General features: G+C 45.3%; 22 protein-coding genes and 1 riboswitch. Of the genes, 12 read left to right on the top strand and 10 right to left on the bottom strand.

The annotated features are described in order from the left end of the window. Positions 1-42: 42 nt before the first annotated feature. Positions 43-498, top strand: coding sequence for a hypothetical protein (locus E5S67_RS02805; RefSeq protein WP_172185263.1), 456 nt, complete (start codon positions 43-45; stop codon positions 496-498). A 54-nt stretch (positions 499-552) separates the two neighbouring features. Continuing rightward, on the top strand, positions 553-1,347 hold the full coding sequence (locus E5S67_RS02800; protein WP_172185261.1) for a sulfotransferase domain-containing protein: 795 nt from the start codon (positions 553-555) through the stop codon (positions 1,345-1,347). A 2-nt stretch (positions 1,348-1,349) separates the two neighbouring features. Here E5S67_RS02800 and E5S67_RS33935 read toward each other — a convergent pair whose 3' ends face one another. After that, on the bottom strand, positions 1,350-1,484 hold the full coding sequence (locus E5S67_RS33935; protein ID WP_281363514.1) for a hypothetical protein: 135 nt from the start codon (positions 1,482-1,484) through the stop codon (positions 1,350-1,352). Positions 1,485-1,832: 348 nt separating this feature from the next. Between E5S67_RS33935 and aroF the strand changes: the two genes are divergently transcribed. Continuing rightward, complete coding sequence (aroF, locus tag E5S67_RS02795; RefSeq protein WP_281363513.1) at positions 1,833-2,726, top strand: 3-deoxy-7-phosphoheptulonate synthase; 894 nt, start codon at positions 1,833-1,835, stop codon at positions 2,724-2,726. A 147-nt stretch (positions 2,727-2,873) separates the two neighbouring features. Next, positions 2,874-3,074: a heavy-metal-associated domain-containing protein gene (locus E5S67_RS02790; RefSeq protein ID WP_172185257.1), complete on the top strand. Its 201-nt coding sequence runs from the start codon at positions 2,874-2,876 to the stop codon at positions 3,072-3,074. Positions 3,075-3,076: 2 nt separating this feature from the next. Here E5S67_RS02790 and E5S67_RS02785 read toward each other — a convergent pair whose 3' ends face one another. Continuing rightward, positions 3,077-3,484: an ArsR/SmtB family transcription factor gene (locus E5S67_RS02785; protein ID WP_172185255.1), complete on the bottom strand. Its 408-nt coding sequence runs from the start codon at positions 3,482-3,484 to the stop codon at positions 3,077-3,079. Between the two features lie 145 nt (positions 3,485-3,629). Between E5S67_RS02785 and E5S67_RS02780 the strand changes: the two genes are divergently transcribed. Then, positions 3,630-3,797: a metallothionein gene (locus E5S67_RS02780; RefSeq protein WP_172185253.1), complete on the top strand. Its 168-nt coding sequence runs from the start codon at positions 3,630-3,632 to the stop codon at positions 3,795-3,797. Between the two features lie 289 nt (positions 3,798-4,086). Next, on the top strand, positions 4,087-4,347 hold the full coding sequence (locus E5S67_RS02775) for a DUF7219 family protein (RefSeq protein WP_172185251.1): 261 nt from the start codon (positions 4,087-4,089) through the stop codon (positions 4,345-4,347). A gap of 109 nt (positions 4,348-4,456) precedes the next feature. On the opposite strand, the gene E5S67_RS02770 is transcribed toward E5S67_RS02775, so the two are convergent. After that, a complete protein-coding gene (locus tag E5S67_RS02770; protein ID WP_172185249.1) occupies positions 4,457-5,506 on the bottom strand; it encodes a metal ABC transporter solute-binding protein, Zn/Mn family in 1,050 nt (349 codons plus the stop codon). Between the two features lie 90 nt (positions 5,507-5,596). Between E5S67_RS02770 and E5S67_RS02765 the strand changes: the two genes are divergently transcribed. Both E5S67_RS02765 and E5S67_RS02760 read left to right on the top strand, forming a co-directional pair. Beyond that, a complete protein-coding gene (locus E5S67_RS02765; protein WP_172185247.1) occupies positions 5,597-6,316 on the top strand; it encodes a metal ABC transporter ATP-binding protein in 720 nt (239 codons plus the stop codon). A 96-nt stretch (positions 6,317-6,412) separates the two neighbouring features. After that, entirely contained in the window at positions 6,413-7,249 is an 837-nt protein-coding gene (locus E5S67_RS02760; protein WP_172185245.1) for a metal ABC transporter permease, read from the top strand. A 268-nt stretch (positions 7,250-7,517) separates the two neighbouring features. On the opposite strand, the gene E5S67_RS02755 is transcribed toward E5S67_RS02760, so the two are convergent. From E5S67_RS02755 to E5S67_RS02740, 4 genes are all read right to left on the bottom strand, one after another. Next, entirely contained in the window at positions 7,518-8,600 is a 1,083-nt protein-coding gene (locus E5S67_RS02755) for a WD40 repeat domain-containing protein (protein ID WP_172185243.1), read from the bottom strand. After that, a complete protein-coding gene (locus E5S67_RS02750) occupies positions 8,588-9,559 on the bottom strand; it encodes a CobW family GTP-binding protein (RefSeq protein WP_172185241.1) in 972 nt (323 codons plus the stop codon). The genes E5S67_RS02755 and E5S67_RS02750 overlap by 13 nt, the downstream gene beginning before the upstream one ends. A gap of 182 nt (positions 9,560-9,741) precedes the next feature. Continuing rightward, a complete protein-coding gene (gene cobW, locus E5S67_RS02745) occupies positions 9,742-10,776 on the bottom strand; it encodes a cobalamin biosynthesis protein CobW (RefSeq protein WP_172185239.1) in 1,035 nt (344 codons plus the stop codon). A gap of 190 nt (positions 10,777-10,966) precedes the next feature. Further along, positions 10,967-11,377 carry a DUF1636 family protein gene (locus E5S67_RS02740; RefSeq protein WP_339382891.1) on the bottom strand — a complete coding sequence of 137 codons (411 nt, stop codon included), beginning with the start codon at positions 11,375-11,377 and terminating at the stop codon, positions 10,967-10,969. A 22-nt stretch (positions 11,378-11,399) separates the two neighbouring features. Then, positions 11,400-11,546, bottom strand: a riboswitch (cobalamin riboswitch). Between the two features lie 265 nt (positions 11,547-11,811). On the opposite strand from E5S67_RS02740, the gene E5S67_RS02735 reads away from it, so the two are divergent. Next, complete coding sequence (locus E5S67_RS02735; protein WP_172185237.1) at positions 11,812-13,857, top strand: serine/threonine protein kinase; 2,046 nt, start codon at positions 11,812-11,814, stop codon at positions 13,855-13,857. A 323-nt stretch (positions 13,858-14,180) separates the two neighbouring features. Then, on the top strand, positions 14,181-15,455 hold the full coding sequence (locus E5S67_RS02730; RefSeq protein ID WP_172185235.1) for a serine/threonine protein kinase: 1,275 nt from the start codon (positions 14,181-14,183) through the stop codon (positions 15,453-15,455). Between the two features lie 19 nt (positions 15,456-15,474). Here the strand turns inward: E5S67_RS02730 and E5S67_RS02725 are convergent, their stop codons facing one another. The 3 genes from E5S67_RS02725 to cynS all read right to left on the bottom strand — a co-directional run bounded on the left by E5S67_RS02725 (position 15,475) and on the right by cynS (position 18,337). Continuing rightward, the gene (locus E5S67_RS02725; RefSeq protein WP_246276597.1) at positions 15,475-16,065 is read right to left on the bottom strand and encodes a type IV pilin-like G/H family protein; all 591 of its coding nucleotides are present in this window, start codon (positions 16,063-16,065) and stop codon (positions 15,475-15,477) included. 70 nt (positions 16,066-16,135) lie between these two features. Next, positions 16,136-17,518, bottom strand: a complete 1,383-nt coding sequence (clpX, locus tag E5S67_RS02720) for an ATP-dependent protease ATP-binding subunit ClpX (protein ID WP_172185233.1) — start codon at positions 17,516-17,518, stop codon at positions 16,136-16,138. A gap of 375 nt (positions 17,519-17,893) precedes the next feature. Further along, positions 17,894-18,337, bottom strand: coding sequence for a cyanase (gene cynS / locus E5S67_RS02715; protein ID WP_172185231.1), 444 nt, complete (start codon positions 18,335-18,337; stop codon positions 17,894-17,896). A 434-nt stretch (positions 18,338-18,771) separates the two neighbouring features. On the opposite strand from cynS, the gene E5S67_RS02710 reads away from it, so the two are divergent. Together E5S67_RS02710 and E5S67_RS02705 are read left to right on the top strand one after the other, a co-directional pair. Next, positions 18,772-19,116, top strand: a complete 345-nt coding sequence (locus tag E5S67_RS02710; protein WP_172185229.1) for a slr1659 superfamily regulator — start codon at positions 18,772-18,774, stop codon at positions 19,114-19,116. Positions 19,117-19,266: 150 nt separating this feature from the next. Continuing rightward, positions 19,267-21,405 (top strand): PAS domain-containing sensor histidine kinase, encoded by a 2,139-nt coding sequence (locus tag E5S67_RS02705; protein ID WP_172185227.1) that lies wholly within the window; start codon positions 19,267-19,269, stop codon positions 21,403-21,405. Positions 21,406-21,739 lie beyond the last annotated feature (334 nt).

Below are 21,739 nucleotides of genomic sequence, written 5' to 3'. Positions count from 1 at the left end.
TTCCTGAATAATTTCAGAGATGGTATTGCAGGTAGTTACTGCTTGACAGTACAATCCCATCTTTATATTGTTCCCATTTTCCGCAACTTGCATATCAGCCTCTTGCACAAATTTAAATCTGTACCTCGGCTGAAATATAAAACCCACAAACCCGCAACCAAAATCACCGCCGATAATATATTTCTCAGCGAAAGATTTGCCCTGCAAAGATTTTGGTCTAGGGAACTACACCCTAGCTTATTTCAATCCGATTGTCAGTGTCCAGAGCGAGAATCTGTGCGATCGCCCAAAAACTGCGATCGCGATCGCAATAGATGTATTTCCCAGCCCTTGCGTTGCCGACTTTGTTGCTGTGCTGGCGTTGCTAGCGATTTCAATCGCCGGAACCTAGAATGTAGAGTGGGCGATCGAATTGCCGTCAGGCGTATCGGTGCGATCGAATCTAATTTGGGCGATCGAATTTCCGCCGTGCGTCAAAGTGCGATCGAATTTCCGTAATGGGTCAAAGTGCGATCGAATTTCCATTTTACCCCTGGCGCACTGTCAGTACAAGTGCAAAATATCAACCTATCACCCCCACCCGTGAAACAAACTCCCAAACCCCCCGACTTCATCATCATCGGCGCCCAAAAAGGCGGCACAACCTCTCTGTACAATTACTTAATCCAACATCCCCAAATCGCCCCCGCCGCCCAAAAAGAAATCCATTACTTCGACTTCAACTTCGACAAAAGTCCAGACTGGTACTATACCCAATTTCCCCAGCCCCAAACAGGCGAAAATCTACTAACCGGAGAAGCCAGCCCCTACTACATCTGTCACCCCCAAGTTCCGCAACGAATCCACGATTTATGTCCGAAAGTTAAAATAATCGCCCTGCTGAGAAACCCAGTAGAACGCGCCATTTCCCACTATTATTACTATATCAAAATAGGCTACGAATCCCTATCATTAGAAAGTGCGATCGCCTCCGAACGCGAAAGACTAAAAGGCGAAATAGAAAAACTCATAACTAACCCAAACTACTACAGTTACGAACACCAACACCACAGTTATCTAACCCGCGGCATTTACGCCGATCAACTCCCACCGTGGATGAAACTTTTTCCCAAATCACAACTTTTAATCCTCAAAAGCGAAGACTTGTATACCAATACCTTCGGCACATACAACAGCGTCTTAGAATTTTTAGAATTGCCGCCGCACCAACTACAAACCTACGAAAAATACAACGCCACCCAATATCCGCCCATCAGCGAGACAGTATACGAGCAATTGAGAGCATATTTTCGATCGCACAACCAAAGACTGGCCGAATTGTGCGATCGAGATTTCGGCTGGGACTAACATCATAGTAGGGAAACGGCATTGCCGTGTCCGCCCCCAGAGTAATGCCGAAGCCCCCAATATCCGTAGGGAAACGGCATTGCCGTGTCCGCCCCCGAAGGAAACGGCAATGACATTTTGCAAACAATACTTGACATCCCAGTCTCCCTGTGATAGCTTGTCCAATAGTATTGTGTTTAATCCACAAATCGCAGCACTTCACCTATGTTCACAGCCAACAGCTATTTTTATTTTTGGTACAGCCAAGTTCGCCCGGAGTGAATTTGCAATTCACTGTGAACATCCGGGCGAACCGCAGATTAACACCTGCGGTTTTGTTTTTTCTACTTCTTTTCCCAACAACCAATCGAGCACAAGCGAAAACAGCAATGACATTATTCAGTAACTGGTACTACAGCTTTTATTTTTGGCCCAACCAAAGTTCTGGGTAAATTGTCGCGCTGTCTTTTCGCACCAACCCGGAACTCTTAAAAGTTCCGGGTTTTTTGTTTTCAACCACCCACTTAAATTTCCAGGAAAATTCCCTAATGTTAGAAGCCAAACTCGTAACCAAATCTCATCCAGAACACCAAACAATTGTTCAACTCTCAGAAACAGTCTCAGTCGGCGGCACAGAATTATTAATCATCGGCGGCCCCTGTACCGTCGAAAGTTCCGCACAAATGGAAACAGTCGCCCGCCAACTATCCGCCGCCTCCGTGCAAGCTTTGCGGGGCGGAGTTTACAAACCCCGCACTTCTCCCTATTCTTTCCAAGGCATGGGAATTGAGGGACTCGAAATTTTAGCCGATGTCAGCCGGCGTTACGGTTTACCGGTGGTGACAGAGGTAATGTCGATCGCCCAAATCGAGCCAGTTGTCACCTATGCTGATATGCTGCAAATAGGCAGTCGCAATATGCAAAACTTCGAGTTACTAAAGGCGATCGGTCAAGCCGGAAAACCAGTCCTGCTAAAACGCGGCTTGTCAGCCACAATTGAAGAATTTGTGATGGCCGCCGAATACATTCTCAGTCACGGAAATCCTGATGTAGTTCTGTGCGAAAGAGGCATCCGCAGCTTCGACAATTACACCCGGAATGTATTAGATTTGGGTGCAGTCGCAGCGCTGAAACAGTTAACTCACTTGCCAGTAATTGTAGACCCTTCTCACGCAGTCGGCAAGCGAGAATTAGTCGCACCACTAGCCAAAGCAGCGGTTGCTTGCGGTGCTGACGGATTAATTGTTGAGTGTCACCCGCAACCGGAAAAATCGGTTTCTGACGCGCGGCAAGCTCTTTCTTTAGCGGATATGGTAGATTTAGTTGTTAGTTTGCGACCTGTAGCCGCCGCCGTTGGGCGGTGCGTACCGGATACTAAGTCATTAGTCATCAGTCATTAGTCATCAGTCATTAATCATTAGTCTGCGCCTGAGGAGTTACTTTTTGTAGCGTCAGAATTTATTCTGGCGCACTTTTGCTTGGAAAGCGAAATTAGATTAAAATAAAAGCACAATCAATACTGTCATCTACAATATTTGGCTTTTATTATGGCACTCCTACTCAAAGTTCCGTCGATCGTCTGTACTGGCTGCGGTGATACAATTACCAAAGCCATCCAAACTGTTGAATCCGATGCTTCTGTCAAGGTGGATATAGCGGCTAAAACTGTCAGCGTTGAAGCCAAAGCTTCTGATGAGTCTATTAAACAAGCTGTTGTCGCTACGGGCCACACCATCGAAGGAGAATAATATTAGGCTTCGTCTAAGTGTTCGGCGACTGCTTGGTAAAGTTCCAAAACGTGGCGATCGAGTAAACTATAAAAAACTTGTCTCCCAACCTTGCGGTAACTTACCAACCGCATCGCCCGCAATGCCCGCAACTGGTGCGATACTGCTGACTCGCTCATACTCAACGCCGCAGCCAAGTCGCACACGCACAGTTCTTGTTTTGCCAATACCGACAGCAGCCGCAGGCGGTTCGCATCTCCCAAAAGACTGAAAAACTCTGCCATCCGCTGCGCTTTTGCAGTGTTGAGAACGTGTTCTTGGATGTCCCCGGCGCGCAAACAGTCAACTAGGTGCGGTCGATCGCACGTTGGTGTATCGTTTTGTTCGTGAGACTGAGTTATCGCTCCGTTAACAGCAGAGTTGGGTGACATCTTTTCCAGGCTTGTTTTAATTCTCATTTTCATTTTAGTGCGATGGCAAACGTTTTGTAACAAAACTTTTACATTTCCTATACTTATATCTGAATATGTGTTCATATATAAGTATAGACAAACAACCCCACCAGGAGAATCTAAAATGACTACTGCCACCCAAACAAAATGTGCCTGTCCTTCTTGCCTGTGCGTTGTCAACCTCAGTGACGCCATTGAAAAAGACGCCAAACAATACTGTTCCAGTGCTTGCGCTGACGGCCACCCCAACGGCAGCGGCTGCGGCCACACCGGCTGCGAGTGCCACAAATAAATATTCGGCTTCAGAAAAGGTTAATCAACCGCTCTAAAATCTATCTAAAGGGAGATGCGAACCTCGCATTTCCCAATTTTTTGGCTGTTAGGTTAAAGAAAAGTTAAAATAAAGCTAGCTTAAGGTTAAGACTGTATTAATAGACTAAATACAGAGCGAAAAAGCACAATTGCTACTTACGCAATACAATAGAAGCAAGTTAAAGCCGCGATACTAAGTACAAATAGTGCTATTAACAGCAGAGACCGAAACAAAAGTTGCATACCAAAAGTTAAATTAGGAGGGGGCAATGAAAGAGCGGGAAGATTTTTTACATCCTCGCAATCGCTACTACGGTGATTTCACGCCAGAAAACTTGGCGTTTAATGCCAACTTGCAGGAGTTTGCTCAAAAAATCACTTATATTTGCTCGCTAGAAACTGGGGGAAAAATTAGTTCTGAGAAAGCCTATAAAGATATTAAGGCGCTTTGGAAAGACTTAAAATCCTCTAAGAAGCAATTGGGAATTGGGCAAAAACCCCCCAGCACCGATGGGGAAGATTCACCTTAAAGTCATCGAAGCAAACGCAGCGATCGCCATCGAAAACCCCTGCGAGGGCGAGTGCTGCATTGTGCTGCGTACCCAGTAAATGTAAGGTGCTTGCTGCACCCTACGAAGTCTATGGTTTGGGAGTTGGTGTTGCTTGTCCTGAGAAGGGAGTACAATTGCCGCCGAGGCCAGAAGTAATCGCGCAAGTATTAGTTTTTAGCATTCCCTCATAGGTATCAGCACCGGTGCCGGAGCCTCCCAACTCGTCGCTGTAAAGTTCCTTGTCCGAAATTTTGACATTTGCCTCCCTCGCCACAGTCTCCATCAACTTATGATTAGTTGTGGTTTCGACAAAAATTGTCGGCACTCCTGCAGTCTTCATTTCTGAGGACAATTCCGCAATTCTGGCGGCTGTGGGCTGTTCCTCTGTTGTCACACCCTGCAAAGCTCCAGCAATCTCCAAACCGTAAGCATCGGCATAGTAAGTCAGAGCATCGTGAGTTGTTACTAACTTGCGTTTTTGAGCTGGAATTGTCGCAATTTGAGCTTTTATCCAAGTATCTATTTTTTGCAACTCATCTGTTAAGCTTGCTGCATTTTTGGTATAAAGTTGAGCATTGCTGGGGGAAACTTTCCTCAATTCATCCCGAATTGTTTCTACCATACGGATGCCATTTTGAGGGTTATGCCAAACGTGAGGGTCAGGAATTTTTTCGCCTTCTGCATGGGATTTGTTTTCCGCTTTCTCTTCACCGTGTTCGTGCTCGTGTTCGCCCGTCAGCGGTTTGGGAACTGCGAGTTCGTGTACGGCGATTTTGGGCGCGGAATTACTGCTGGATTGAATTAACTTAATGATGCTGGGTTCGTGGTTGTAGCCGCCGTATAAAATCAGATTTGCTGTTTCAATCGCTTTGCGGTCTTCCGGCTTGGTTTGATAGGCGTGGGGGTCGTCTCCCGGCTTGATGAGACAGATGGTGTCGATCGAACTTTGAGCAATTTCTTTAGTTATGTCGCAGATAACGCCAGTCGTGGCGACGACTTTGGGCAAGTTGGCGGCGGGACTCTGTGGCCTGCCATTGCTTGCGTTCTGCTCTCCACTGCACCCAACCAGTCCGCAGCCGATTGCCAAAACAGTCGCACCGCACAATCTGCTGGTTTTTCCAGCCAACTTCTTTAACATTTTTACCTTTGGAACGATAATCGTTATTGCTTTTTCGAGTTATCCTATTCTAGTAGCTACGAACAAGAATCGTTCTCAAAATCTCGAATTATGCTAGAAGTGCAAGACTTGGCTGTCAATTATCGCGGAATTTCGGCCCTCAACAGCGTGAATTTCCATTTAGAATCCGGGCAATTAACTGGTGTGTTCGGCCCCAACGGCGCGGGAAAAAGCACGATGGTGAAAGCGATGCTGGGATTGATCCCGGCCTGTCGGGGTTTGGTGAAATATCAGGGGCGGCTGCTGAAGCAACAGTTGTCGCGGGTGGCTTATGTGCCGCAGCGATCGCAAATTGACTGGGATTATCCGATTACGGTGTGGAATGCGGTGATGATGGCGCGAACTGTCCAGACTGGTTGGTTTCGCAGTCCCTCGAAGCAGTCGCAAGAATTGGTCAAAGCTGCTTTGCTGCGGGTGGGAATGTGGGATTTGCGCGATCGGCAAATTGGCGAACTGTCTGGCGGACAGCAGCAGCGGATTTTCTTAGCAAGGTCGATCGCCCAACAAGCCGATTTATTCTTCTTCGACGAGCCTTTTAACGCGATCGACAAAGCAACAGAAGAAATTATTTTCGATATTTTTGCCGAACTCAAAGCCGAAAATAAAACATTGCTAGTAATCAGCCACGATTTAGGCGAAACTTTAAAACAGTACGACAATTTATTATTGCTCAACAAGCAGTTAATTGCCACGGGTTCCTGCCGGGAAGTGCTCACCGCAGCCAATATTCAAAAAGCCTATGGATACGATTTAAGTTTAGTGGCTGCCTAAGCAAAAAAAGATTTATCTTTAAAGCTGATTGTGGCACAGGCGTCCCGCCTGTGCAGTTGATTGTGCTTTAAAAAATCCTATTATTGATGTAATTCAATGTTAAACCTACTAATTGAGCCACTACAATTCGAGTTCATGCGAAATGCGATCGCCGTCGGCGTTTTGCTAGGAATTCTCTGCGCCGTTGTCGGCTCTTATTTAATTGTACAGCAAATGGGAATGATGGTTGACATGATTGCCCATTCAGTATTAGCAGGATTGCCAGTAGCTTTTTCTTTAGGTTTCAATATTTCGATCGGCGCGTTTATATCGGGAATTATCAGCGCGGTAATTATGGCGTGGATTCAATCGCAATCGCGCCTCAAAATTGATGCCGTCATGGCATTAATTCTATCTACATTTTTAGCAATTAGCATCACCTTGATTAGCCTCTTGCGAACCACCAAATTAGACCTAGACGGTTTTCTGTTCGGAAATATCTTGTCAGTTGCACCTGCTGACGTGCAGCAGACTTTTGTCATAACTTTGGTAATTTTGGTGGCGGTTAAACTCCTTTATAAAGAACTGCTATTCTATACTTTTGACCCGCTGGGGGCGCAAGCGTCCGGTTTGCCTGTAAACTGGATTTATTTCGGGATGATTTCGGCAATTACGCTGACGATTGTTGCGAGTTTGCAAACTGTGGGGGCGCTGTTAGTAATTTCGCTGTTAATCGGACCCGGAATTACGGCGTATTTGTTGGTAAAAGAGCTGCATTTAATGATGGGATTGGGATCAATTATTGGGATTACAGCTAGCGTAACTGGTATGTATTTCAGCTATTATTTGAATATGCCATCTGGTGCGGCAATTGTATTAGTTGTTTTTGGGTTGTTTTTAGTGGCTTTGCTGTTCAGTCCCAGTCAAGGGATTTTGACAAGAAAGAGAGGATAACACCCCTGGATGCACACACTCTATTTGTTGTGGGTTTTTTACGCTTACTTACCCAAAAAGTAATTTAACGCCCTACTTATAGTAATCTAGGATTTTGTAAAGAGCAAGTTCAGTCCTGGACGCACTTCGACGCTTAGAAACCGGGTTTTTTACTTGATGCGGTCTGCAACGAAGTAGACGCTCGAAAAACCCGGTTTCTGGGCATCCGTGGGTAAGTCCTAAAGTTTTCAATTGTATATGTTTTGGTCAAACGGGTGCGTATGCGAACTTAGCGCCGCCCGAAGCCTTTGCCGCGCATAGACTTTGACCAAACAAGCAATTCGCCACCACCACCGCCAGCGGCGAGAAACTGACCATCGGGATGCCATGCGAGACAGGAAAAACCGCCCTCTGCACCTTCTAGAATTTGCAGCAATTGTTCTGCTTCGTCCCACAAACAAACTTGACCGTCTGCGGCTGCGGAAGCTAATAAAAATGTGGAAGGTTGAAAGGCGATCGCATTTACAACTTTTTCATGCACCTCTAACCCCCAAGAATCCCAACCGATACTTTCATCAGCGTGTTTTTCCCACACTGAAATACCTTCAGAACTCGCAGCTGCTAACAAAGGCGCACCCAAGGAATTAGTTTTATCCGACCAAGCTAACTGCCGAACTTTCCCCGGAAAACCCTGCATTACCCAGGGTTCAAAATTGCCCCATTCATTAACAATTAGAGTATTGTCCATATTGCCGCAAGCTAAAAATTCCCCTTGTGGCGACCAAGCAATTGCACCTGTTGCAGAGGGTACTGATAAAATTTCCGGGTCTTCGTCCCAGTCTTCGCCATGCCAAACTTTGACCCCTTGATAGCCGCTAACTGCCAGATATTGAACCATAGGGTGCCATGCTAAATCGAGGATAGATGATGAGTCGAAATTCAGCGTTACTTCAACAACATTATCCTCAGCATTCCATACTTGAACGTAGCGGCCCATACTGAAAGCTAACTGATTGCAGTTGGGACTCCAAGCTAACTTATCAACCCAGACGCGCTGGTTATCCAAATCAGCAATTAATTCCCCAGAATTAACGCGCCAAATTCGCACTTTTCCATCTTGTCCGCTAGCAGCTAGAAATTGACTGTCACGGGAAAAAGACAAGCAATCGGCTGATTTACCCGTGGCAGTTTGTAGCGTTTGCAAGGACAATTCATTAACTGCCCCTACTGCCGCCAGCACCACTTCGCCCGCAGCAGAACAGATTGCTAAAGTTGTGCCATCCGGCGACCAAGTAACAGCAGTTACGTAGTCAGACAGCATGGCTTCGGCATGAAACTCCAGGGTTAGTTCGCTACTTTTTAAACCAGACATTTACGAAAATCCTCTCGCAATTGATTTTCGTTTAAAGTGCGACCGATGAATACAAGCTCGTTTTTCGGAGTTTCGGTGGCTTTCCAAGGTCTATCCGGTCTGCCATCAAACACCATGTGTACTCCTTGGAAAACAAATCGCTTGTTGTCTCCGGCGACATTCAAAATGCCTTTTGTCCGAAAGATATTCGGCCCTTGAGTCCGCAACAATTCCTCAATCCAATCGCTGAATTTGTTGCGGTCAATAGCGCCGGATTCTACTATGGCTACGGAAGTAACTGTTTCGTCGTGTTCGTGAGTGTGTTCGCCCAAAAAGTCTGGTTCGATTTCTAATGCCCGGTTCAAATCAAAGGCTTTGACGCCCAACAAAGCCTCCATTGCTAATTCAGCGTTGCGGGTGCGGTAAATTTTTGCCATTGCATTCATCGCGCGAATTCGCTTTTCTAATTCTGCCAATTCTTCCTCAGTCACCAAATCAGTTTTGTTGAGTAAAACTACATCAGCGAAGGCAATTTGTTCTTGAGCTTCGTCTGCGTCCCAGTGCTGCCAGATGTGCTTGGCATCGACTACGGTGACAACTGCGTCTAGCAGCAATTTGTCCCGCATATCTTCGTCTACAAAAAATGTTTGAATTACGGGTGCTGGGTCGGCTAAACCAGTGGTTTCGATGACTATGTGATCGAATTTGTCGCGCCGCTTCATTAAGTTACCGATAATCCGAATTAAATCGCCTCGGACTGTACAGCAAATGCAGCCGTTGTTCATCTCAAAAATTTCTTCGTCGGCATCAATTATCAGTTGGTTGTCGATGCCTACTTCGCCGAATTCGTTGACAATGACTGCAACTTTTTTGCCGTGTTCCTCTGTTAAAATCCGGTTGAGTAGCGTAGTTTTGCCTGCACCCAGATAGCCTGTGAGAACGGTAACAGGAACTGATTCGATCGCCCCAGCAGTCACCATACTTGACCTCGATTATTGTACAATGATAACCATTATCGCTATTCTATACCAAACTTGCTGGCAGCGGTCACAATATTAAATAATGTTAATAAATTGTTCGTGAGAGCTTGGAGGAGCGAGTTTTACCAATAATATTTGCTGCAATTCAAAATATCCATCAACCCGCCCCTCTGAGATGACAATTAATTGTTAATCATAGCTGCAATTCGATCGCGCTCTAACTCTCGACCGATCAACACTAATTTAGTTTGGCGGAGTTCGGAAGGTTGCCAAGGACGATCGTAAAAATATTCTATCCGCGAACCCACACCTTGCAACACCATCCTCATCGGTTTCTTGGGAACTGCCACAAACCCTTTAATCCGATAGATTTCTTCCTGCTGCATCAAGGATTGCAGTTTTTTCACCAAAGCTTCAGGTTCAAATTCGCGATCGGCAATAAAGAAAGTCGAGTTAATATCATCATCATGTTCGTGTTCCTCCTCAGTGTCGTGGTGACTCGGGCGAGACTCCAAATCATCCTCAACCGCCGCATTAAATCCCATTAGCACATCGGGGTTAATTTCGCCACCTTTGCAGGGCACAATTTTCACACTCGGACGCAACTCTTGTTGCAACCAGCTTTGGACTTTCTTGTGAGTTTCCGCATCTACGCGATCGACCTTCGTTAAAAGTACCATATCGGCACAGGCTAACTGGTCTTCAAACAATTCCTCGATCGGAGTTTCATGATCTAAACTAGAATCAGCTTGTCGCTGTGCCATCAAAGCATCGATATCACCGACAAAAGTACCGCTAGCAACAGCTTCGCAATCGACAACAGCAACTACACCGTCCACTGTAGCACCGGTGCGAATTTCCGGCCAGCGAAAAGCTTGAATTAAAGGTTTAGGAAGTGCGAGGCCCGAAGTCTCAATTAAGATACAATCAATTTGTTCTCTGCGCTTCAACAGTTCCTGCATAGTCGGCAAGAATTCCTCTTGAACAGTGCAGCAAAGACAACCATTTGTTAGTTCTACAATATTGCTGCTGACATTTTCTTCTTCGTCGCAAACTTGGCAATCGCGCAGCAGTTCTCCGTCAATTCCGATTTCGCCAAATTCGTTAACCAGAACAGCAATGCGGCGACCTTGATTATTTTGCAATAAGTGGCGAATTAAGGTAGTTTTGCCGCTACCTAGAAAACCAGTGATGACAGTAACAGGAATTTTGTGCATTGATAATTTTGTGCTTATTTGGTGATGGGATATCTCGTTCCCAGGCCGAGCCTGGGAATACCGATCTATAAGCTCTGCCTCGTTGGAATAAAGGAGCGCTTTTAATACGAGGCAGAGCTTTTGCGTATGCGTTACCAGGCAAAGCCTAGGAACGAGAAGGGAAAAACTAAAGTCCTTACTACAAACCTATCTAATTTGGTAGTGGTGGAATCTTTGCTAAAACGCCTTTTTTCAGAGCTTGAGGACGCTCAGACCAAGGCAACAAACCGTCCGGTTTGGCATAGTATTGACCCGCGCATTCGAGTACCGCCTCGACGCTTTCCGACTCATTTGCTGGTAAATCGCCAAACAGATAAGTGTACTTTCCAACAGCAGCAAAAGACACCGCACAAGAGTGACTGCAAGCACTCATGCACTCAACTTCCAGAATGTCAAACTCATCGCAAAATTCCCAATCTTTAGCGAGTTTCGATAAGTCTTCCATAAATTGTTGACCGCCGCTTTTGCCTTCGCGTTTGCCGTTTTTCCAAACACTAGCGCAAGCAGTGCAAACAAACAGACTGTGCTTTGTGCGTACAGCCCTGTTAATTCCATCCATCATCCGTACCTCGCAGATGCGTTCAAAAGTGAGTTAGATATCGGCGGGCATTCTGACTTGAGAAACCACAAGGGTTTCATTACAGTTGCGGGACAGCGCCGGACTTGCACCGAACTTTCCCCGTTTCCTCTAGCGGCTGCTCCCCGCTAAAACCGATCGCGAAATCACATCATACCGCACTTGCCGCCTTTTTGGAAAAAAGTTATTTTGGTAATGTCGATCCATCCGAAAAAAAATAACTCTTTGTGGAACAGGCATCTTGCCTGTTGCTGACAGGATATAACCCACAAAAAAATAACTCTTTGTGGAACAGGCAAGATGCCTGTTGCTGACAGGATAGAAACCCATAAAAAAAAAATCACTGTTTGTGGAACAGGCATCTTGCCTGTTAATGACGGGCTAGAAGCCCATCCCACAAAAACATTACTACAAACTATATGAACGCCTTCCCCGATTTTTCCACTCACGGCTATCAAATTGAAAAAGAACTCGGACACAACAGTCTCGGCGGCCGAGTTACGTACTTAGCGAAAAATACGAATACTCAAAAATTAGTTGTAATTAAGCAATTTCAATTTGCCAAATTAGGTGCTAGCTGGGCAGAATACGAAGCTTACGAACAAGAAATTAAAGTTTTGCAAAAACTGGATTTTCCTGGCATTCCCCGCTATCTCGATTCTTTTCAAACTGACAGCGGTTTCTGCATGGTGCAGGAATACAAAAATGCCGAATCTGCTGTCGCGCGGACTTTTTCGCCGCCGGATATCAAGCAAATTGCGATCGCAACTTTAGAGATTTTAGTTAACCTGCAATCTCAGAAACCGCCGATAATTCACCGCGACATTAAGCCAGAAAACTTGTTAATAGATGACGAACTCAATGTTTATTTAGTAGACTTCGGTTTTGCTCGGCTAGGAGGTGGAAATATCGCGGCTAGCAGCGTCGTCAAAGGCACGATGGGATTCATGCCGCCGGAACAAATGTTCAACCGAAAATTAACCAAAGCATCCGACCTTTACGGCTTGGGGATAACGCTGATTTGCTTGTTAACTGGTACGAAATCTGCGGATGTCGGTAATTTAGTCGATGCCAATTATGGCATTCATTTCCGGCATTTAGTACCGCCATTGCAGCAGGGTTGGATGAATTGGTTGGAGAGGATGGTAGCGCCGAGATTGCAAGACAGATATCCATCGGCTGCGGATGCTTTAACTGCGCTACAATCTTTGGATGTCAGCAGTTTGCCGAAAGTGAGAATTGAGCGCGATCGCATTCAATTCACAGCTACTGAATATGGAGAAATCTTAACACAAACTATTGCAATTAGCAACCCAATTCCCGATACAATGCTTTGTGGCAGGTGGGAAGTAGCCCCGCATCCGAACGATCCGCCCCACACGCCCTACGACCACTCTTGGATCTCCTTTGAACCCGAGGCATTTGAAAGCAATAATATCGAGTGTACAATCGCCGTCGATACGAGCAAATTGCTGGAAAGTCAAACTTACAACCGCCAAATCATCTTGCGCGCAAATTCTGAACCAGAAACTCATACAATAGAATTGCAAGTCACAACAGCCCCGCTGCCCGTACCGCAGAAAACTAATTTTTTGTCGGTATTCAGGCTGACTTTTATGTGGTGTTTGATTTTACCACCAACTTGTATGTACGGTTTGCTGTTAATAGTTTTGATACTTTTCTTGAGTGAAATTCCTAATTTCCTCTCTTCGCCGGGTGGCTTCTTTTGGCATTTTGGGACTACTACTATCATGCTTCCCATCAGTGTTACGAGTGGCTTCTTAGGATTTTCAGTCGCCGAAATCGCCATTGCAGCCAAATTAAACAAATATGATTTTAATTGGTTTTTAGCTTTATGTGGAGGGTTAATAGGATTGATATTTTATAGTGTTATTAGCAGCAGATTAACCAGTATTCTTTTTGATATCGCGCAGGGTACGATCGATTATAAATTAATGAGCTTTGTGTATGCTGGGTCAGTGCTGGCTTCGCTCGCAGTAACTTTATTGGGAGCCTTAATACTAGGAAGGATTACAAATGTGACGCTCAAAAAGGTTACGATAGTAGCAGTTATTATGCTGCTTTTATCATTTTCATTGTATGCTGATAGCTTCATAGTCTTCTGGATTCTAACGCTGGCATTCCTGATTTACAAGATAGTCAATTCGGTATTTAACAAGCTGATTGACCAGCAGATAGCCAGACAAATTCTTGAAGTAGATGCTACCAAAAGAGCTTTTCTTACTGCCGGATTTTGTATGAGTTTGTCAGTAGCATTTCTAAACTTTTTAAACTTAGAATCTGAATTAGCATGGGTTGAACCCAGAGAAATATTAGTTGTAGGAGGAACGATAATGACATCTCTAGCCGTCACTGGAATTCCGTTAATTGACTCGCTCGTTTTTAAACCAAAAAGAATGCTTGCCAAATATCGCAAATCCCGACCAAATTTAATTAAACCGTAAAAACTTGTTCGCAGCAAGGACTTTCAACCTCAATGACTGAAGCCCTCACTAAAAACCTTACCAAACATTAAGAGTCTGCATTCCTGCCTGTTGTTTGCGGATTGTTTCGAGAGTTCGCTTTAAATCCAACTCTTAAAAACCTCGCTATTAACTACCACAATTCTCAACCACTAACTATAGCAATCCTAAATCATTTGTGTAATTATTGTAGGGGCAAACCCCCCGTGGTTGCCCCATAAGGCCGGGGTAGGCACGGGGGCACTACCCCTACATCTTTTTACGACTCATTTAGGATTGCTATATCAACTATCAACTATTTACCTATGAATGCTTTTCCTGACTTTTCCAACTACGGCTATCAAATAACCCGCGAACTCGGACACAATCGCGCTGGCGGTAGAGTTACTTATCTTGCTACCGAAATTAATACCAAACGTTCCGTCGCCGTCAAACAATTTCAATTTGCCCAAACAGGCGCTAATTGGGCTCAATATCAAGCGTGCGAACAAGAAATTCAGATTTTGCGAGAACTCGACTATCCTAGCATTCCCCGCTATTTAGATTCCTTCCCAACTGCATCGGGTTTCTGCATGGTGCAAGAATACAAAAATGCCCCTTCCTTGGCAAATTCTAACCGCTGGAAGCCCCAACAAATCAAGCAAATTGCTATCTCTGTTTTAGAAATACTCAAATACCTGCAAAATCGGGTTCCGCCAGTCATCCACAGAGATTTAAAACCCGAAAATATCTTAGTAAATGACCGGATGAATGTCAGCCTTGTCGATTTCGGATTTGCTAGAATCGGCGGGGGAGAAGTGGCCGCCAGCAGCGTTGTTAAAGGCACTTTGGGCTTTATGCCGCCAGAACAAATGTTCAACCGCCAGCTAACTGTTGCATCGGATTTATACAGTCTCGGCGCGACGCTAATTTGCTTGCTAATCGGCATCAATTCTACCGAAATTGGCAGTTTGATGGACGATACCGGGCGGATTAATTTTAAACATCGCTTGCCGCAGCTAACTCCAGAGTTTCTTGACTGGCTGCAAAAAATGGTGGAACCTAATTTCAAACACCGCTATCCTTCGGCGGATGCTGCCCTCAATGCTTTGATTCCCCTAGAGGTAGTTCAGCAGCGTAACAAGTCAAAACTCGCACTGATATCAGTCGGATTATTAACAGCAATTGCTGCTATTTTTATTCCTTTGCTCTGGAAATTTCCCCAACCTCAAACAGCAGTCGATCTCCAACCAGTAATCAACGCAAAAAAGTTAAATCCTCAGACTCAAGTGATGTTAACTGACGAACTAGAATCGACAAAAACTAGATATTTTTGGTCTTTGAAGCAAAACAAAAAAGTCTATTTTGCTGTAAGTGCTGCTAACTTGCCAGAAGGAGAATATAGAACTTATTGTAAGGTTGTCAACCCTCAAGGACTGTTCGCAGCCCAGAGTCAATCTTATTTAAAAACGACGGGCGAGCGATTAAATACTTGGTGCTGGTACAATTTTAAACAAGATGACAAACCTGGCAATTGGCAGTTTCAATTTTACTTAGACGGTCAAAAAGTGACGCAAAATAGTTTCAAGGTCTTACCTTAACCTTGTTCCGGGCTGGCAGTTAATTTTTTAGCCATAACCTTGTTCCGGGCTGGCAGTGAATTTTTTTGCCGTCAAAAGTTGGCGAACTCCAAATTTCTGCATAACTTGCGTTCTTCCGATCGCTCTCGCATATAGCACTAATAGTTCTTATTAGATTGCTACCCTTTTCTTTGTAAGCAAATACTGCGCCAGTGTAGGATTTCCCGGGGGGGCTCCTGTCAGTAGGTTTGGCGAGCGCGAGCGCGAGCGCGCTTTCAAATTGTGCTGGTTGGCGGTGATTGTGCCTAGTTTGAACCGGGCCCATTGATGAGACGATCGTGTAATGATAGTTCTTGGTGTGTTCTTTCATTCCAAGACCCAATTCTGCAATGGAATCGCTAAATTGACCGTACTCTGCATAGTAATGGAGCTGCACTTTATTGATGGCACTAATATATTGTGGGTTTTCTGAATATTTATTATCGCTTGACGGGGCGATCATATTGAGTTTGAAATCGTAAAAACACGCTATTATGCCAGCCATAACCGCGCTGTAAATTCCAATCCTCGGCAGCAAACTGGATACTGGCAATCTCGATTTTTTACTGGCTTTAGCTACATTGACTGACATTTTTTAAGCTGCCATAAAGTAAATTTGCCAAGCTTGTAGGGTGCGCCACAAGCACCCTACAGATTACAAATTATGCAGTTTCGTGCTGTTTGTGCCAAGCGGGATGCCACAGCAATTCAGCAGTCGATCGCTTCTCGACCATTTCAGGAGTAATCATACAGTGAGCCACATCCTTGCGAGAAGGCAACTCGTACATCACATCGAGCATTAACTCCTCTAAAATGCTGCGGAGAGCTCGGGCGCCAGTTTTGCGGCGGTAGGCTTCCTGGGCGATCGCCCGCAGAGCTTCCGGCTGGAATTCTAATTCCACGCTGTCCATCTTCAACAGCTTTTGATACTGCTTCACCAGCGCATTCCGGGGCTCGGTCAATATCTGCATCAAAGCTGCTTCATCCAGCGGCGAAATCACCGTCACCACCGGAATCCGCCCGACAAACTCAGGAATCAAACCAAACTTGACTAAATCGTCAGGCTGTACCTGCTGCAAAATATCAGCAGCCCGCTTATCCTTAGCCGGCAAAGTTGAGTTGCTGTCGCTTTCTGTTGGCTGAATAAAGCCCAAGGATTTTTTACCCAAACGCTGTTCAACTATTTTTTCCAAACCGACAAAAGCACCGCCGCAAATAAATAGAATTTTGCTCGTGTCAACTTGAATAAAATCTTGGTAAGGATGTTTGCGGCCTCCTTGCGGGGGCACGTTAACCACCGTTCCTTCCAACATTTTTAGCAGCGCTTGCTGCACTCCTTCTCCTGATACATCCCTGGTAATCGAAGTATTTTCGCTTTTGCGAGCAATCTTGTCAATTTCATCAATATAAATAATGCCGCGCTGCGCCGATTCGACATCAAAATCCGACATTTGCAACAGCCGCAGCAAAATATTTTCTACATCGTCGCCGACATATCCAGCTTCTGTCAGCGTCGTCGCATCGGCTACCGCAAACGGGACTTCCAGCATTTGCGCCAAACTTTGCGCTAACAAAGTTTTGCCACAACCTGTCGGCCCGACTAGCAGGATGTTGGATTTTTGCAGTTCTACATCGCTGTCAGGGGAAGACTTGTCGCTATCTTTAGCTTGGTCAACGCTCAAGCGCTTGTAGTGGTTGTAAACTGCTACAGAAAGGACTTTTTTTGCTGAATGCTGGCCGATAACGTGGTTGTCTAAATGCTGCTTGATTTCTGTCGGTTTCGGAATTTGACCTAAAACAATTTTCGATTTATTCGATCGACCCGGACGCCGCGTTCCTTGTCCCTGAGACTCTCGCACCTCTGATTGGGGAATCTGTTGACCAATTGTTTTACTGGAGTCAAAGAACTCCTCCTCTAAAATTTCATTGCACAGTTCCACGCATTCATCGCAAATGTAGACCCCGGGCCCAGCTATTAACTTGCGGACGTACTCTTGCGACTTGCCGCAAAAGGAGCATCTCAGATGGGAGTCATATTTTGACATATTTGCCTCTTACTTTACGGTTGCGGTTGCTTGTTTCTACTGGGGAAGTTGCCGCGGGATCGACCTTAGCTCTGCCCTAGAAAGGTTTCCCGATCGGACACCCAAGCCAGTCAGTCGATTTTAGATTTTAGATTTTAGATTTTAGATTTACTCCACAGATGAATTTTGGAGCTGAACTATGGTCTAAAATTTGGGGCTCTGCACGACTTAAGTCGGGGGCTTGTCTCCGTTTTTTTGGCGGAGTCAAGCTTCGCGATCTCTATTTCTAAGTTAACACTTTTGAGGCCTTAGTCATTAGTCATTAGTCATTAGTCATTAGTCATTCGACCAAATGTTGATTTTTTAATTTTCACTTGAAGGTAAAGCAAGACTGGCTTACCATTTTTTGTATGCCAAAAATTTTCCCGACATAATTATTTTCACTCGATCGCCTTTTGGGTCTGCTTCTTTCTCGACATCCAATGTAAAGTCGATCGCGCTCATAATCCCGTCACCAAATTTTTCCTGTATCACTGCTTTGAGCGGCATCCCGTAAACCTGCATAATTTCATAGAAACGATAAATCAGAGGATCGACCGGAACCGAGGCCTCCAAAGAACCTTTTAACGGAGGTTCGCAGAGAACCGCAGCCGTCTCGCCATCTAGTCCCAAAGCCGAGACAATTTTCTCTGCTTCATCTTCAGATGTGGTTGCTTGACGGTAAATAACCGCGGCAATCCAAACTTCGTCGCGCCCCAAAAGTTTTTCCAAATCTGCAAAACTAATTCCCTTAGCTTTTTTAGCAGCCAAAAGCTTTTCTGTAATTTGTGAAATTGCCATTAAATATTCTCCTACTCACTGCTGGGTTAGATGTGAAATTTTTCTCACATTTTGGTAAATTTGTCAATACTAAATTGAGAAAAAGAACAGAATTGATAACTCGGAACTTCAGCAAAAGCTGGTTTCCTACAGCCCCACAACTCCTAAAATTTTAGATTGAATAATTGAATAATTGGCAATGACTAATGACTACCAGGGTAGAGAGCTAGTCAACAGTTGCATTCTTTTTTCCAACTGGTATCACAACTGATAAATCCCAAAATAACTCATAACTGCCCTGTGGCAATGCTACAGTTAGCAGTATATGTAATACAAGTTACACCAGCAAAGGCATTCGGCAAACGGCCGAATTTTTATCGTGCTAGCCTGAACATCAATCCTCGCTCCCGCAGCCAAAGCCCCTTTACCGCTAACAACCCACAACCGAGAAAAGTATGGAGATTAAGACCAAAGATTACACGCTCAGCTACGATGGCGATACCCAAACAGTGACCTGCAGCGGCTCGTTCCGACTCAGCCAGGTGGAAGAATACGCGCCGATCGTCGATCTGCTCAACGAAGTGGCTGAATCCTCGCCAAACACTGTTACTCTAGACTTGCGAAAGCTAGAATTTTTAAATAGTTCGGGAATTAATATTGTCTCAAAATTTATTATCAAAGTGCGCCAGCAAAAAAATATTCAAATCGCCATAAAAGGCTCTAAACAGATCCACTGGCAGAAAAAATCCCTGAAGAACTTGCAACGGCTGATGCCTTCCTTGCACTTAGAATTGGAATAGTATAGAAAAAGGTAAAAAAGATGAACCCCAAGCTAAGTCCGGGAACCAGGATGAGGGTGGCTGAAGTTAATGGGAATAAGTCATAGTTAAGCTAGCACAAAACCGTAAAAGAATTCAAAATAAACTAAAAATTACCAATTTTCAATTGCTATGCAGGAAGAACCATCGACAGAACAGCTACTTTTTGACGTTCAGCGGCTGAGTGCAGAACTTGAAAACTTGAAGCGCGAAAAGACTGACCTAGAAATTATGCTGGAGACTACCACCGAACATTCGGATACGATGGAAGCTCACTTGCTGAGCAAAGCTGAGTTGGCACTGCGTTCAAGCGAAGAGCAGTTTCGGACGATCGCCTCGGCAACTCCCGTTCCGGTATTGGTTTCTCGCCTCTGTGACGGCTTAATTCTGTATGCGAACCCTCAATTGGCTTCTCTCCTGAACCTACCCCTAGAAAAATTGATCGGTAGCAGCACTCTAGACTTTTACTTAAACCCCAGCGATCGCCCAAAGGTACTTGAGGCAATTGCTAAAGACGGACACCTCCAAAACTACGAACTGCACTGCAAAAAGTCAGACGGCACCCCTTTCTGGGTGATGATCTCGGTTGAGCCGCTGCTGTTTAACGGTCAGCAGACGGCATTGTGCGCCTTGTACGACCTCACCCAGCGCAAGGAAGCAGAACAAACTCTCCAAGAGAGCGAAAAGCGGCTCCGCCGCCAGAGTTTGGCTTTGTTGCAGCTAGGTCGGCAGAGGACTCTCAACAGCGGTGCGCTGAATGTGGGAATTCGCGAAATTACTGAGGCTGCCGCCCGCACTTTGGATGTGGAAAAAGTCAGCGTCTGGCTTTACAACCCTGGAAGATTTGGAACTCGCTACCCGATCGATCCTCAGCTAAATTTTACCGAGAGATCGCTCGCCCACAACCAAACAGAATCAACCGATACAGAGACTGCCGCCCCAGAGGAAAACGAGTCGGTCAATCGTTCTAAATTTACAATCCCCAACCTCAAATTAGTTTGTCTGGACTTGTACGATCGCACCCGCGAGAATCATTTGAGCCACCAGTCCATATCGGCAAGCGATTTAAAATTTTCAACTTTAGATGTTGAAGGCGACGCACCGGGCGAAAATGTGCGATCGGACAAAGCTTTAGAACCTCTGCCAAAGACTCAAAACTCTCTAAAAACAAATTTCTCCCACTTATCTTCGGTAGCCGAACATTCCGCTGTGGTGCCAGATGCCAGCAAGCCAAATTCATCCATCTTAAATGTAGCAATTAGGCTCGGCGGCCAGATCGTCGGTATCCTCTCTCTCGAACATATCGGCGCGCCCCGCCAGTGGGCTCTGGAGGAGCGCACATTCGCCGATTCTTTGGCAAATTTGGTAGCGCTGGCGATCGAAGGATTTGAGCGCCAGCGGGCTCAGGAAGCACTCTCCAAAGCCAAAGCGCAGCTAGAAATGACCGTCGATCAGCGTACCGCTCAACTCACCGCCGCCAATAAACTGCTCCGCATCGAAATTGCAGAGCGCAAAAGAACCGAAATAGCTTTGCAAGAAGCCTTACACAAAGCTGAAGCAGCTTCGAGAGCTAAAAGCACTTTTTTAGCCAATATGAGCCACGAGCTACGGACGCCGCTCAACGCGATTATCGGTTACAGCGAAATGCTACAAGAAGAAGCACTGGAATCGGGACTCGAAGAGATACTTCCGGATACCCAAAAAATTTATAACGCCGGCAAACACTTGCTGACTTTAATTAACGATATTCTCGACCTTTCTAAGATCGAAGCGGGTCGGATGGAGCTTTACTTAGAAAATTTTGACCTCGGCAATTTAATAGAAGAAGTCGTTGCAACTTTGCACCCTTTGGTCGAAAAAAATCACAATGAATTGCAAGTTTCTTGCTCTCCCAATTTGGGAGTGATGTATGCAGATTTGACTAAAGTCCGGCAAATTCTGTTCAATTTGCTCTCGAATGCCTTGAAGTTTACCGAAGGTGGAACCGTGCTGTTGAGCGCGACTCGCGAATCAGCAGGCGGCAGCGATTCGGTTTATTTGCAGGTATCCGATACGGGGATTGGGATGTCGGCAGAACAGCAGCATGGTTTGTTTCAACCTTTTATTCAAGGGGATGCTTCGACTACTCGCAAGTACGGCGGCACCGGTTTAGGATTAGCCATTAGCCGCTTGTTTTGCCAGATGATGGGCGGCGATATCACTGTTGAGAGTCAGTTTGGTGTTGGCTCTACTTTTACTGTTCAATTAAAGGCAAAAGTTAATATTAGTTAGAATGAAGTTATACAACGGATTGTGTACGGGATTTAACCGATTTAAGGAAAGGAAGAGATGGAATAATTCCCGATTACTAATTCCCTCATTATCAATTCGCCATTACCAATTACCAATTCCCTTTTTAATTGTGACACAGATCGCGATCGACGTCTGTTGCCGATCACACAGTAACATTTTTTCCCAGCCTAGAATACCTGTATTATCCCAAAGTTTTCCCGCAGGCAGGATCTCGCGCCTCGCTGCATTCACAAGTCGCACCTCAACCTGATTAAGGGGGTGAGGGGTTGCTTGCAGAAAGGCATTTTGGTAAAAGTAATGCTATGGTCGGCAA

Source organism: Microcoleus asticus IPMA8 (assembly GCF_013179805.1).
Lineage (GTDB): Bacteria > Cyanobacteriota > Cyanobacteriia > Cyanobacteriales > Microcoleaceae > Microcoleus > Microcoleus asticus.
This window is presented reverse-complemented; position numbering and strand designations above follow the sequence as displayed.

What these genes read in the sequence shown, in the direction of transcription:
- cynS (WP_172185231.1), bottom strand. Translation starts at nt 18,337, where the DNA reads ATGGCAATTTCACAAATTACAGAAAAGCTTTTGGCTGCTAAAAAAGCT.
- E5S67_RS02725 (WP_246276597.1), bottom strand. Translation starts at nt 16,065, where the DNA reads ATGTCAGTCAATGTAGCTAAAGCCAGTAAAAAATCGAGATTGCCAGTA.
- E5S67_RS02740 (WP_339382891.1), bottom strand. Translation starts at nt 11,377, where the DNA reads ATGATGGATGGAATTAACAGGGCTGTACGCACAAAGCACAGTCTGTTT.
- E5S67_RS02730 (WP_172185235.1), top strand. Translation starts at nt 14,181, where the DNA reads ATGAATGCTTTTCCTGACTTTTCCAACTACGGCTATCAAATAACCCGC.
- E5S67_RS02780 (WP_172185253.1), top strand. Translation starts at nt 3,630, where the DNA reads ATGACTACTGCCACCCAAACAAAATGTGCCTGTCCTTCTTGCCTGTGC.
- E5S67_RS02705 (WP_172185227.1), top strand. Translation starts at nt 19,267, where the DNA reads ATGCAGGAAGAACCATCGACAGAACAGCTACTTTTTGACGTTCAGCGG.
- E5S67_RS02785 (WP_172185255.1), bottom strand. Translation starts at nt 3,484, where the DNA reads ATGTCACCCAACTCTGCTGTTAACGGAGCGATAACTCAGTCTCACGAA.
- E5S67_RS02755 (WP_172185243.1), bottom strand. Translation starts at nt 8,600, where the DNA reads ATGTCTGGTTTAAAAAGTAGCGAACTAACCCTGGAGTTTCATGCCGAA.
- E5S67_RS33935 (WP_281363514.1), bottom strand. Translation starts at nt 1,484, where the DNA reads ATGTCAAGTATTGTTTGCAAAATGTCATTGCCGTTTCCTTCGGGGGCG.
- E5S67_RS02770 (WP_172185249.1), bottom strand. Translation starts at nt 5,506, where the DNA reads ATGTTAAAGAAGTTGGCTGGAAAAACCAGCAGATTGTGCGGTGCGACT.
- E5S67_RS02790 (WP_172185257.1), top strand. Translation starts at nt 2,874, where the DNA reads ATGGCACTCCTACTCAAAGTTCCGTCGATCGTCTGTACTGGCTGCGGT.
- E5S67_RS02750 (WP_172185241.1), bottom strand. Translation starts at nt 9,559, where the DNA reads ATGGTGACTGCTGGGGCGATCGAATCAGTTCCTGTTACCGTTCTCACA.
- E5S67_RS02710 (WP_172185229.1), top strand. Translation starts at nt 18,772, where the DNA reads ATGGAGATTAAGACCAAAGATTACACGCTCAGCTACGATGGCGATACC.
- cobW (WP_172185239.1), bottom strand. Translation starts at nt 10,776, where the DNA reads ATGCACAAAATTCCTGTTACTGTCATCACTGGTTTTCTAGGTAGCGGC.
- E5S67_RS02735 (WP_172185237.1), top strand. Translation starts at nt 11,812, where the DNA reads ATGAACGCCTTCCCCGATTTTTCCACTCACGGCTATCAAATTGAAAAA.
- E5S67_RS02760 (WP_172185245.1), top strand. Translation starts at nt 6,413, where the DNA reads ATGTTAAACCTACTAATTGAGCCACTACAATTCGAGTTCATGCGAAAT.
- E5S67_RS02765 (WP_172185247.1), top strand. Translation starts at nt 5,597, where the DNA reads ATGCTAGAAGTGCAAGACTTGGCTGTCAATTATCGCGGAATTTCGGCC.
- clpX (WP_172185233.1), bottom strand. Translation starts at nt 17,518, where the DNA reads ATGTCAAAATATGACTCCCATCTGAGATGCTCCTTTTGCGGCAAGTCG.
- E5S67_RS02775 (WP_172185251.1), top strand. Translation starts at nt 4,087, where the DNA reads ATGAAAGAGCGGGAAGATTTTTTACATCCTCGCAATCGCTACTACGGT.